This window comes from Rathayibacter sp. AY1E6 (assembly GCF_002931115.1).
Taxonomy (GTDB): domain Bacteria; phylum Actinomycetota; class Actinomycetes; order Actinomycetales; family Microbacteriaceae; genus Rathayibacter.
The window spans coordinates 108,511-120,439 of the sequence record NZ_PSVK01000003.1 but is presented as its reverse complement, the minus strand read 5'-3'; the positions used below and the strand labels follow the sequence as shown (position 1 = coordinate 120,439).

The window sequence follows — 11,929 nt, the reverse complement described above, 5'->3', positions numbered from 1 at the left end:
CGGGTGCCCCGTCAAGTCCGTGACCGCCTCCGGGGGCGCGACCTAGGCTGCCCGCAGCGGCGCCGCCTCCCGGGCGCACCGCGGAGAGGGAACCATGAGCAGCTTCGGCTTCGACGCCCCCGAGGACGTCACCGACACCACCCGCCCCGACGGCGACTCCCTGCCGGTCCCGCCGGAGGACCCGGCCGAGATCGACGACCCCGAGTCGATCGACGAGGCGCTCGACCAGGGCGCCGACGCCCGCCTCGGCGACGACCAGGACCCGCCGGAGCACCCCTTCATCCCGTCGCCCAGCTGATCGGCCGGCCGGGCGCCCCAGCGGCGCCCGGCCTCCTCCGACCTGGCTTCTCCTCCGAGCCGATTACTCCTTCGACCCCGGCTTCAGGCGGTTCGCGAGGCGCTTGATCGGGTGGGCGGGCTCGCGCTCCGCCGGATCCTCGACCTCGAGGCCGTAGAACGTGCCGATGTCGCCGACGAACGCCTTGCGGCGGGCCTTGTCGTAGGCGCGGATCTCGCGGCGGAAGGCGATCACCGTCGCGACGCACATCAGGATCATCACGACGCTGAACGGCAGGGCCGAGAGGATCGCCGCGGTCTGCAGGGCGTCGAGGCCGCCGGCGATCAGGAGCGACAGGGCGAGCAGCGCGGTCGCGACGGCGAAGAACACGCGGATGCGGTTGCGCGGCTCCGGCTCGCCGCCGGTCGCGATCATCGACATCACGAGCGCTCCGGAGTCGGCGGAGGTCACGAAGAAGACGCCGATGAGGAGGATCGCGCCGATCGTCAGCACCGAGCCCGCGGGCAGTCCCTGCAGCATCGAGAAGAGCGCCAGGTTGGTGTCGACCGAGCCGTCGGCGCCGACCAGGCCGCCGTCGCCGTAGAGCTCCCGGTAGATGGCCGTGCCGCCGAGGACGCTGAACCAGAGGAAGGTCATGATGGTCGGCACGAGCAGCACGCCGCCGACGAACTCGCGGACCGTCCGGCCCTTGGAGACGCGGGCGATGAAGATGCCGACGAACGGCGCCCACGACATCCACCAGCCCCAGTAGAACGTGGTCCACGAGGCCTGCCACTGCTCGCCCTCGCGGCCGGCGTAGGCGCTGACCGTGAAGGTCAGGCCGATGAAGTTCTGCAGGTAGTTGCCGAGCGACTGCACGAACTCGCGCAGGAGGAACTGGGTCGGGCCGGCGACGAGCACGAAGACGAGGAGCGCCGCGGCGAGCAGCAGGTTGCCGGTCGAGAGCCACTTCATGCCCTTGCCGACGCCCGAGATCAGCGAGAGCACGGTCAGGCCGGTGACCACGGCGATGACCACGATCTGCACGGTGAGCGACGACTCCACGACGCCGCTCGCCTCCAGGCCCGCCGAGATCTGGGTGACGCCCAGGCCGAGCGAGGTCGCGACTCCGAACATGGTGCCGACCAGGGCGACCACGTCGATCGCGTTGCCCCAGCCGCCGCGGACCCGGCGGCCCAGCAGCGGCTCCAGCGCCCAGCGGATCGACACCGGCCGCTTGCGGCGGTGGATCGCGTAGGCGAGGGCGAGGCCGACCACCACGTAGATGGACCAGGCGTGGACGCCCCAGTGCAGGTAGGTCTGCGAGATCGCGCTCTGCGCGAGCTGCGTCTCGGTGCCGGTGACGCCCGGGCGCGGAGTGGCGAAGTGGGTGAGCGGCTCCGCGACGCCGTAGAAGACGAGGCCGATGCCCATGCCGGCGGCGAAGAGGAGCGAGATCCAGGCGAGCATCGAGAACTCGGGCTCGTCGTCGTCGGCGCCGAGCTTGATGTCGCCGAAGCGGCTGACGCCCATCCAGATCGCGAAGGCCACGAAGACCGCGGCGATCAGCACGTAGTACCAGCTGAACGTGTTGACGACGGTGGTCTGCAGCGTCGAGAACACGGAGGTCGCGGCGTCGGGCGCGAGGATCGCGAAGGCCGCGATCGACAGCGTCAGGACGGCGGCGGGCCAGAAGACCCACCGCGCGAGGCGGTGCGGAGGGGCGGTCGTGCCCGCGGTGGCGGGGGCGGTGTCCGGGGAGGACGGGTGCTCGGACATGGGGTCCTCTCGTCGGCGGCAACCGTCCACGGTACACGGGGGCCCGTCGGCGGCCCCGGCCGGGGGAGCCGGGCTGGCATGATCCGGCCCCGGTGCGGGAGGCTGGACCCGTGCAGTTCAGAGTGTTCACCGAACCCCAGCAGGGCGCGAGCTACGAGGACCTCCTCGCCGTCGCGCAGGCCGCCGAGAGCCTCGGCTACGACGGCTTCTTCCGCTCCGACCACTACCTCCGAATGGGGGACGGCGACCCCGGCGTGGGCCCGTCCGACGCGTGGACGACGCTCGCCGGCCTCGCCCGCGAGACCGAGCGGATCGCGCTCGGCACGCTCGTCTCCTCCGTCACCTACCGGCCGCCGGGGATCCTCGCGATCCAGGTCGCCCAGGTCGACGCGATGTCCGGGGGCCGTGCCGAGCTCGGCCTCGGCACCGGCTGGTTCGAGGAGGAGCACGCCGCGTACGGCATCCCCTTCCCTCCGCGCCGCTTCGACCTCCTCGAGGAGCAGCTCGAGATCGTGACCGGCCTGTGGTCGACGCCGGTCGGCGAGCGCTACTCCTTCGCCGGCGAGCACTACACGCTGACCGACTCCCCGGCCCTGCCCAAGCCCGCCCGCCTGCCGCTGCCGGTGATCGTCGGTGGCGGCGGCCCCAAGCGGACCCCGGCGCTCGCGGCGCGGTTCGCGAGCGAGTTCAACCTGCCCTTCCCCGATTTCGACGCGATCCCGGGGGCCTTCGAGCGCGTCGACGAGGCGTGCCGGGCGATCGGGCGCGAGCCCTCGTCGCTCGTGCACTCGGTCGCGCTGATCGCGGTCGGCGGAGGCGACGAGGCGGAGTTCACGCGCCGTGCCGCGGCGATCGGCCGCGAGCCCGCCGAGCTGCGCGAGCACGGAGTGGCCGGCGGCGTCGACGAGGCGGTCGACCGCCTCGAGTCCCTCCGCGAGGCCGGCTGCGAGCGCGTCTACCTGCAGTTCATGGACCTGCAGGACCTCGACCACCTCGACTTCTTCGCCCGGGAGGTCCTGCCGCGCCTGTCGGCGTAGGGCGGGCGCCGCTGCTGACTCTGCTCCGACCGTCCAGGAGTCGTCGCACTCGCGCTCGACTGCGACGACTCCTGGCTTCTCGCGGTCTCGTCCTCGCGGCTCCGCGCCGAGTGCGACGACTCCTGGTCACTCGCGGGCTGCGGGCAGCACGCTCCGGCCCGCGCGCCCGGGCGTCCGTCCGCGCTGCGGCCTACGCTGGAGGGATGGCGGACACGATCGAGCGCGCGGACGAGCGCCTGGCGACCCGCTCGGCGGCCGAGGTCCCGTGGATCGTGCTGGTCTGGGACGATCCGGTCAACCTGATGTCGTACGTCTCGTACGTCTTCCGCAGCTACTTCGGCTTCGGCCGGGCCGAGGCGGAGCGGCTGATGCTGCAGGTGCACACCGAGGGGCGCGCGGTCGTCGCGACCGGCAACCGCGAGGAGATGGAGCGGCACGTGGAGGCGATGCACGGCTACGGCCTGTGGGCGACGCTGCAGAAGGCCGACGCGTGAGCGCCCCGCTGCTCCCCGCCGCCGCGGAGACCGGAGAGCACCCCGCTCGCGGCATCCGAGGACTCGGCTGATGCGCGCGTTCCGCCGCGACTCCTCCGGAGCGGCCGTCGCCCGCTTCGACCGCGAGGAGGCCGGGATCCTCCGCCACCTGGCCGGCGAGATGCTCGAGCTGCTCGACCGCGGGGCGTCCTCGGAGGAGGCCCGCTCCGATCCAGCGCTCGCGCGCCTCCTGCCCGACGCCTACCGCGACGACGCCGAGGCGGCCGACGAGTTCCGCCGCTTCACCGCTCCGGACCTCGCCGCCCGCAAGATGGACGACGCCCGCGCCGTCACGGCGGCTCTCGACGCCGGCGACGGCACGAGTCACGGCCGGATCTTCGAGGGGCTGGGCGAGGTCGCGGTCCGTCTCGAGGAGCCACAGGCGATCGCCTGGCTCCGCGCACTGACCGACATGCGGCTCGCTCTGGCCGTGCGGCTGGGGATCGACGACACCGACGACGTCGTCCCGGAGGAGGGGAGCGCGGCCGCGATCCGCAGCGTCTACGACTGGCTGGGCGGCGTGCAGGACGGACTCGTCCGCGCCGTCGACGTGTGATCCGCTCGTCCTTCCAGCGATTCCACAGCTGTGGACAACCCTGTGGAAAGGTGTGGAGAACCGGCTCCGGGAGCACCTCCGAACGGCGGAGCGCCGGGCGCGGGGGTGTGGAAACGCGTAGCGTCCACCCTGTGAACACTCCGAGCACCGCCGACGCCCAGCGCACCGCCGACGACATCCAGGACTCGCGGGCGGTGCGGACCCTCGCCCGCGGCGGCTTCGCGGCGAACGGCCTCGTCCACCTCCTGATCGGAGTGATCGCGCTCGGCGTGGCCCGCGGCGGCGGAGGCGAGGCCGACCAGAGCGGTGCTCTCGGCGCCCTCGCGGCGCAGCCCGGCGGTCTGGTGATCCTCTGGATCTGCACGGTCGGCCTCTTCGGCCTGGCGCTCTGGGGGCTGCTCGAGGCGTTCCTCGTCCGCCCGCGCGAGAGCGCCCTGAAGACCTGGGGCAGCCGGCTGAAGGAGGCGGGCAAGGCCGTCGTCTACGGCGCCCTCGGCGTGACGGCGCTGAAGTTCGCGACGGGCGGCGGGTCGAGCTCGTCCGAGTCGTCCGAGAGCGCGAGCGCGCAGGTGCTCTCGGCGCCGGGCGGAGTCGTGCTGCTCGTGATCGCGGGACTGGCCGTCCTCGCGGTCGGCGGCGTCTTCGTGTACCGCGGAGCGAGCAGGAAGTTCCTCGAGAACGTCGCGGAGCCGGGCGGTACGGCGGGCACCGTCGTCACCGTGCTCGGCGTCGCCGGCTACGTCGCCAAGGGCGTGGTCCTCGGCGCTCTCGGCGTGCTGCTGATCGTCGCCGCCGTCACCCATGATCCGGAGCAGGCGGGCGGGCTCGACGAGGCGCTGAAGTCGCTCGTGGAGCTGCCGGCAGGTGTGCTCCTCCTCGGCTTCGTCGCCGTCGGGCTCATCGCCTACGGGCTCTTCTGCTTCGCCCGCGCGCGCTGGCCGCGCCTCTGATGTCGGATAGCGGATCCGCTCCTTACATGTCACCCCCCTTCCGCGCAACTGGTCCCGCCGTCCCGGAGTCGGTGACACGCTGAGGCCTGTGAGTGCTGGAGGCGAGGACGCGACCGGTGGACGGGTGCGTCCGCCGCTGACGCAGGACGCCGCCCGTCTGCTGACCCGCTCCGCCACGGGGGACGCCTCCGCTCTGGGAGAGCTCGTCGACCGCTTCGGCGGCCTCGTCTCGGCGTGCGTCGGCACGGTCCAGGCCGACCCGGCCGGCCGCGACCGGCTCTGCACCGACGTCTTCACCGCCGTCTGGCGCCGCTCCCGCGAGGGCGCCGGCTCGCCGGAGCCCGTGCTCTGGGTGCTCGAGGTCCTCTGCGAGACCCTCGGGTCCGCGCACGAGCTCGCCCGGCGTCCGCTCGGCAGCAGCCTGCTCGCCCTCGACTGCCCGGACCGCGAGCTCCTGCTGCTGGCTGCGGCCGGCGGCTTCTCGCAGGCCGAGATCTCGGCGCTGACCGGGATCGACGAGTTCCGGCTGCGCTCGATCCTCCGGAACGCGCTCGAGACGCTCCAGGGCCGCGACAGCGATCTTCTGACGGCCTGACCGCCGGAGCCGTCGCGGGAGTAAAGTTGAGTCCGTCGAACTCAACTTTCGAGCCACGGAGGAGACCACCATCATGCAGGCCGGTCGGATGCCCCAGCAGGACGAGAAGTCCGCACTCGAGCAGTACGGCGTCAACCTGACCGCCATCGCGGCGAGCGGCAAGCTCGACCCGGTGATCGGGAGGGACGCCGAGATCCGGCGCGTCAGCCAGGTGCTCACGCGCCGCACCAAGAACAACCCCGTCCTCATCGGCGAGCCCGGCGTCGGCAAGACCGCCGTCGTCGAGGGGCTCGCCCAGCGGATCGTCGCGGGCGACGTCGCCGAGAGCCTCAAGGGCAAGCAGCTCGTCAGCCTCGACCTCTCGGCCCTGATCGCCGGAGCGAAGTACCGCGGCGAGTTCGAGGAGCGGCTGAAGGCCGTGCTCCAGGAGATCGAGGAGTCCGACGGCCGGATCATCACCTTCATCGACGAGCTGCACACGCTGATGGGCGCGGGCGGCGGCGAGGGATCGGTGGCGGCCGCGAACATGCTCAAGCCCATGCTGGCGCGCGGCGAGCTGCGGATGATCGGCGCGACGACGCTCGACGAGTACCGCCAGTACATCGAGAAGGACGCCGCTCTCGAGCGCCGCTTCCAGCAGGTCTTCGTCGGCGAGCCGACCGTCGAGGACACCGTGGCGATCCTCCGCGGGCTGAAGGAGCGCTACGAGGCGCACCACAAGGTGGCGATCGCCGACTCCGCCCTGGTCGCCGCCGCGTCGCTCTCGAACCGCTACATCACCTCCCGCCAGCTGCCGGACAAGGCGATCGACCTGATCGACGAGGCCGCGTCGCGGCTGCGCATGGAGATCGACTCCGCTCCCGTCGAGATCGACGAGCTGCGCCGCTCCGTCGACCGGCTGAGGCTCGAGGAGCTGGCGCTGAAGAAGGAGAAGGACGAGGCCTCGAAGGCGCGGCTCGAGAAGCTGCGCGAGGACCTGGCCCGCCGCGGCGCCCAGCTCGAGGAGCTGCAGGAGCGGTGGGAGCGCGAGCGCGCCTCCCTCAACCGCGTCGGCGAGCTCAAGAACCGGCTCGACGCCCTGCGGATCGCCGCCGAGCGGGCGCAGCGCGAGGGCAAGCTCGAGCGCGCGTCGAAGCTGCTCTACGGCGACATCCCGGTGATCGAGCGCGAGCTCGCGGCCGCCGAGGCGGAGGAGGAGCCGGCCGAGGGCCGCATGGTCAACGAGCAGGTGACGGCCGACGACATCGCCGCGGTGATCGCCGCCTGGACGGGCATCCCCGTCGGGCGCCTCCTGCAGGGCGAGACCGAGAAGCTGCTGCACCTCGAGACCGAGCTGCACCGCCGACTGATCGGCCAGGACGAGGCGGTGTCGGCCGTCGCGGACGCGGTGCGCCGCACCCGCGCGGGCATCTCCGACCCCGACCGGCCGACCGGCTCCTTCCTCTTCCTCGGGCCGACCGGCGTCGGCAAGACCGAGCTGGCGAAGGCGCTCGCCGACCACCTCTTCGACGACGAGAAGGCGATGGTCCGCATCGACATGTCGGAGTACGGCGAGAAGTTCGCCGTCTCGCGGCTGGTCGGCGCCCCTCCCGGCTACATCGGCTACGAGCAGGGCGGCCAGCTCACGGAGGCGGTCCGCCGCCGCCCGTACTCGGTGGTGCTCCTCGACGAGATCGAGAAGGCGCACCCCGAGGTGTTCGACGTCCTGCTCCAGGTGCTCGACGACGGCCGGCTCACCGACGGCCAGGGGCGGACGGTCGACTTCCGCAACACGATCCTCATCCTCACCTCCAACCTGGGGTCGCAGTTCCTCGTGGACCCGGCGCTGTCGCGGCCGCAGAAGGAGGAGGCGGTCCAGCAGATGGTGCGCCAGGCCTTCAAGCCCGAGTTCGTGAACCGGCTCGACGACATCGTGATCTTCGACGCGCTCGACCGCACCGAGCTCGGCGAGATCGTGTCGCTGTACGTCGACCGGCTGTCGAGGAGGCTCTCGGAGCGACGGCTCGACCTGGCGGTGACGCCCGCGGCCCGCGGGTGGCTGGCCGAGCGCGGCTACGACCCGCAGTACGGCGCGCGGCCGCTGCGCCGGCTGATGCAGCGGGCGATCGACGACCAGCTGGCGACGGCGCTGCTCGGCGGCACGGTGCGCGACGGGGACGTGGTGCTGGTGGACGTGGCGCCGGACGGCGAGAGCCTGTCGGTGACGGCCGGGATGCCCGCGTCGGACTGACCGGGGTGCTCGACCCCTGTCGCGAGTCCGCAGAGGTCGCGGTGGTCGCGGTCGACGCCGACGTCTAGGGGGACGGGAAGGAGCGCGCCGGCGGTGACGGGAGGTCCCTCCACAGGGCGCTCACGGGCGGTACTCGTCCACAGTGGCGGGATCCGCGGGCGGCGCGTCCGGCGGGCTCCGTAGCGTCGGCGGCATGTCCTTCGAAACGCCCGGCCCCCGGATGGCCGACCTCCCTCCCGAGGAGAGGCCGAGGGAGCGCCTCCGCGCCTACGGACCGGAGGCGCTCACCGACGCCGAGACCCTCGCCGTGCTCATCGGGGCCGGCGTCCGCGGCGCCAACGCGACCGTCGTCGCGCAGCGCCTCCTCGCGCGCTTCGGCGGCATCGACGCCGTCGCCCGGGCCGGGGTGGGCGATCTGATGCGGCACCGCGGAGTCGGCGAGGTCGCCGCCTGCCGCCTGGTCGCCTCCTTCGAGCTGCGGCGGAGGATGAACCGCGCCTCGCGCGCCGCCCGGGTGACCGACGCCGCCGGCCTGGCCGGGCTCGTCGCTCCGCTGCTGGCCGCCCGGCCGGTCGAGACCGTGCTGGCGGTGGCGCTCGCCGAGTCCGGAGCCGTCCGCGACGTCCTGACGCTGGCCGACGGAGCCCCGGCGCACGCCGAGATCCCCGTCGCCGCCGTGCTCGCCGAGGTGCTGGCGCGCGGCGCGGCGGGCATCGGCCTGGCGCACAGCCACGCGGGCGAGGCCGTGGTGCTCCCCTCCGACCGTGCGGCGACGCGGGCGATCGCCGACGGGGCAGAGGCGTGCGGCCTGCGGTTCCTCGCGCACGTCGTGATCGGGCGCGACGGCTGGGCGGAGGCGCAGCCGTGACGCGGCGCAGGGCTGCTGCGGGGCCCCTCCGTTCCGGCAGGACGCCTCCCGCCCGGCGCCGGACCGCCCCCGGCCGCGCCCCGGCTCTCCACCTGGGCCGCGTCGGCGCGCGTTCGTGCAAGCCCCCGCCTCTCCGGCGCCCGCGGCCGGTCGCGGGCGTACCGTGGACGCCGACCCCATCCCCCTCCCGACCAGGAGCACCCATGCGAGCAACACTCATCCACGGCGAGCGCGACATCCGACTCGAGGAGGTCCCCGACCCGCAGCTCTCGACGGGGCGCGACGCGATCGTCCGCGTCACCGCGGCCTGCGTCTGCGGCTCGGACCTGTGGCCCTACCGCGGCGTCACGCCCACCAAGGAGGCGCACCGCATCGGCCACGAGTTCGTCGGCGTCGTCGAGGAGATCGGCGACGACGTGCACGACGTCGCGGTCGGCGACTTCGTGATCGCCCCGTTCTACGTCTGCGACGGCACCTGCGCGAACTGCGCCAACGGCGTCTCCACCTCGTGCCTCACCGGCGGCTGGTGGGGCGCCGAGGTCCGCGAGGAGGGCTTCGCGGACGGCGCCCAGGGCGAGAAGGTGCGCGTGCCCCTCGCCGACGGCACGCTCTTCCGCGTGGGCATCGATCCGGACCCGGCGCTCATCCCGAGCCTGCTCACCCTCGCCGATGTGATGGGGACCGGCCACCACGCCGCGGTCTCGGCCGGCGTCACCGCGGGCTCGACCGTCGCGGTCGTCGGCGACGGCGCGGTCGGCCTCTGCGCCGTCCTGGCGGCCAAGCGCCTCGGCGCGACCACGATCATCGCGATGTCGCGGCACGAGTCGCGGCAGAACCTCGCCCGCCGCTTCGGGGCGACCCACATCGTCGAGACCCGCGGCGACGAGGGCGTCGCGCGCGTCCGCGAGCTGACCGGCGGGATCGGCGCCGACTGCGTGCTCGAGTGCGTCGGCACCAAGGAGTCGATGCAGCAGGCCCTCGACTCCGCCCGCCCCGGCGGCATGGTCGGGTACGTCGGCGTCCCCAATGGAGGCCCCGAGCTGCCCGTCCGCCAGATGTTCGGCTCGAACGTGGGCGTCAACGGCGGAGTCGCGCCGGTCCGCGGCTACATGGCCGAGCTGCTGCCCGACGTGCTCAGCGGCGCGATCGAGCCCGGTCTGGTCTTCGACCTCGAGCTGCCCCTCGAGGAGATCGCCGAGGCGTACGCCGCCATGGACGAGCGCCGCGCGATCAAGACCCTCGTGCGTCCGTAGTCCCGCGGAGGGGCGCCGGCACGGCCGTGAGGAGTAGCCTCCCGCGCATGACCGCGTCAGCCCGCACCGCCGCGACGGCGCCCCTCTTCCACCCCGACCTCGCGCTCGGCCGCTTCCTCCCGCCGATCGTCCTCGGCCCGCGACTGCGGCGCCTCGCCACGCGACGCGCCGCCGAGGGAGGCGAGGCTCCGCCCGACATCGTGGTCGACGACGTCGAGATCCCCGTCGCCGGAGCCGCTCCCGTCCGGGCCCGCAGCTATCGGCCGCGCATCCTCCGCGGTACCGCTCCCGCGCTCCTCTGGGTGCACGGCGGCGGCATGGTGCTCGGCAGCCACCTCCAGGACGAGGCGTCCTGCATCGACTTCGCCCGCACCCTGGGCATCACGGTCGTCCCCGTCGACTACCGCCTCGCGCCCGCGCATCCGGCCCCGGCTGCCGTCGAGGACGTGCTGGCCGCGTTCGACTGGCTCGTCGAGCACGCGCAGGAGCGCGGCGTCGACCCGGCGCGCATCGCCGTCGGAGGCGCGAGCGCGGGCGGCGGCATCGCCGCGGGTGCGACCCTCCTCGCCCACGACCGCGGAGGAGCGCAGCCCGCGTTCCAGCTGCTCGTCTACCCGATGCTCGACGACCGCACCGTCACCCGGCCCGGTCCTCCTCCTCGCGGAGTCCGCGTCTGGACCCCGGGCAGCAACCGCTTCGGCTGGACCGCCTACCTCGCCGGCGAGCCCGGCGGCCCCGGCGTCACGGCCTACGCCGCCCCCGCCCGCCGCGACGACCTCACGGGCCTGCCGCCGGCCTGGATCGGCGTCGGCGGCCTCGACCTCTTCCACGACGAGGACGTCCGCTACGCCGAGCGCCTGCGCGCGGCCGGAGTGCCGTGCGGGCTCGAGATCGTTGAGGGCGCCTTCCACGGCTTCGACGCCCTGTTCCGCCGGACCGGTGTGGCGAAGCGCTTCTGGGCGGCGCAGGCCGCGGCGCTCGGCGAGGCCCTCCTCGCCTGACCTCCGCGTCGACGCGCCGGGCCGATTCCGTCTCCGGCGCTCGGCACTGCGAGGCTGAGGGGCGACGGCCGCCGCCCGCGCGTCATTTGTGCCGTGCCTGCCGCGCATCCCTCTCCGCCCGCCGCCCCGCCCCGCCCCGTCTCCCGGAGGACCCATGGACATCGACCGCCTCGCCACCCGCTACGAGATCGCCCTGCCCGCCTGGATCGGCGACGCCCTCCGCGACGTCCCCGAGGTCCTCCCGAGCCTCGAGGACCGGATGGCCCTCGTGCACGCGCTCGCCGACCGCAACTTCCGCGAGGGGAACGGCGGCCCGTTCGCGGCGATCGTCGTCGAGCGCGACTCCGGTCGTCTCGTCTCGGTCGGAGTGAACGTCGTCCTCGGCAGCGGGGTCTCGTCCGGCCACGCCGAGGTGACGGCGCTCGGTCTCGCGCAGACCGCGCTCGGCACCTGGGACCTCGGCGGCGAGGGCCTCCCCGCGCACGACCTGGTCGTCAACTGGCGCCCGTGCGTGCAGTGCTACGGAGCGACGATGTGGTCGGGGGTGCGCCGCCTGGTCGTCGCGGGCTCCGGCCCCGAGCTCGAGGAGATCAGCACCTTCGACGAGGGGCCGATGCGCGAGGACTGGGCCGCGCAGTTCGAGGCCCGCGGCATCGAGGTCGTCGACGGCGTGCTCCGCGACGAGGCCCTCGACGTGTTCCGCGCCTACCGCGCCTCCGTCGACTCCGGCGAGGTGCTCGTCTACAACGCCCGCGCCGACTCCTGATACCGCGGCGGGTCCGGTCCTCGCATCGGTTCCGCGCCGGACGCACGGGAGCCCCGCCTCAGCGGGGCCCGTGCGGTCCTGAGC

12 protein-coding genes are annotated in these 11,929 nt (G+C 73.7%); 11 read left to right on the top strand and 1 reads right to left on the bottom strand.

The genetic code is table 11. The annotated features are described in order from the left end of the window. Window positions 1-94: 94 nt before the first annotated feature. Window positions 95-298: a hypothetical protein gene (locus tag C5C46_RS04055; RefSeq protein WP_104222832.1), complete on the top strand. Its 204-nt coding sequence runs from the start codon at window positions 95-97 to the stop codon at window positions 296-298. Window positions 299-361: 63 nt separating this feature from the next. Here the strand turns inward: C5C46_RS04055 and C5C46_RS04050 are convergent, their stop codons facing one another. Then, the gene (locus tag C5C46_RS04050; RefSeq protein WP_104225744.1) at window positions 362-2,056 is read right to left on the bottom strand and encodes a BCCT family transporter; all 1,695 of its coding nucleotides are present in this window, start codon (window positions 2,054-2,056) and stop codon (window positions 362-364) included. A gap of 110 nt (window positions 2,057-2,166) precedes the next feature. Between C5C46_RS04050 and C5C46_RS04045 the strand changes: the two genes are divergently transcribed. The 10 genes from C5C46_RS04045 to C5C46_RS04000 all read left to right on the top strand — a co-directional run bounded on the left by C5C46_RS04045 (window position 2,167) and on the right by C5C46_RS04000 (window position 11,845). Further along, entirely contained in the window at window positions 2,167-3,093 is a 927-nt protein-coding gene (locus tag C5C46_RS04045; RefSeq protein ID WP_104225743.1) for an LLM class F420-dependent oxidoreductase, read from the top strand. Between the two features lie 203 nt (window positions 3,094-3,296). Further along, a complete protein-coding gene (clpS, locus tag C5C46_RS04040; RefSeq protein ID WP_104222829.1) occupies window positions 3,297-3,587 on the top strand; it encodes an ATP-dependent Clp protease adapter ClpS in 291 nt (96 codons plus the stop codon). 70 nt (window positions 3,588-3,657) lie between these two features. Next, window positions 3,658-4,182: a DUF2017 domain-containing protein gene (locus tag C5C46_RS04035; protein ID WP_104225742.1), complete on the top strand. Its 525-nt coding sequence runs from the start codon at window positions 3,658-3,660 to the stop codon at window positions 4,180-4,182. Window positions 4,183-4,313: 131 nt separating this feature from the next. After that, entirely contained in the window at window positions 4,314-5,132 is an 819-nt protein-coding gene (locus tag C5C46_RS04030; protein ID WP_104225741.1) for a DUF1206 domain-containing protein, read from the top strand. 88 nt (window positions 5,133-5,220) lie between these two features. Beyond that, complete coding sequence (locus C5C46_RS04025; protein WP_146078933.1) at window positions 5,221-5,727, top strand: RNA polymerase sigma factor; 507 nt, start codon at window positions 5,221-5,223, stop codon at window positions 5,725-5,727. Window positions 5,728-5,815: 88 nt separating this feature from the next. Then, window positions 5,816-7,957: an ATP-dependent Clp protease ATP-binding subunit gene (locus C5C46_RS04020; RefSeq protein WP_374952925.1), complete on the top strand. Its 2,142-nt coding sequence runs from the start codon at window positions 5,816-5,818 to the stop codon at window positions 7,955-7,957. 193 nt (window positions 7,958-8,150) lie between these two features. After that, complete coding sequence (locus tag C5C46_RS04015; RefSeq protein WP_104225738.1) at window positions 8,151-8,825, top strand: RadC family protein; 675 nt, start codon at window positions 8,151-8,153, stop codon at window positions 8,823-8,825. Window positions 8,826-9,028: 203 nt separating this feature from the next. Continuing rightward, entirely contained in the window at window positions 9,029-10,078 is a 1,050-nt protein-coding gene (locus tag C5C46_RS04010; protein WP_104222823.1) for a zinc-dependent alcohol dehydrogenase family protein, read from the top strand. A gap of 47 nt (window positions 10,079-10,125) precedes the next feature. Then, the gene (locus C5C46_RS04005) at window positions 10,126-11,079 is read left to right on the top strand and encodes an alpha/beta hydrolase fold domain-containing protein (RefSeq protein WP_104225737.1); all 954 of its coding nucleotides are present in this window, start codon (window positions 10,126-10,128) and stop codon (window positions 11,077-11,079) included. Window positions 11,080-11,233: 154 nt separating this feature from the next. Then, window positions 11,234-11,845 carry a nucleoside deaminase gene (locus tag C5C46_RS04000; protein ID WP_181027247.1) on the top strand — a complete coding sequence of 204 codons (612 nt, stop codon included), beginning with the start codon at window positions 11,234-11,236 and terminating at the stop codon, window positions 11,843-11,845. Window positions 11,846-11,929 lie beyond the last annotated feature (84 nt).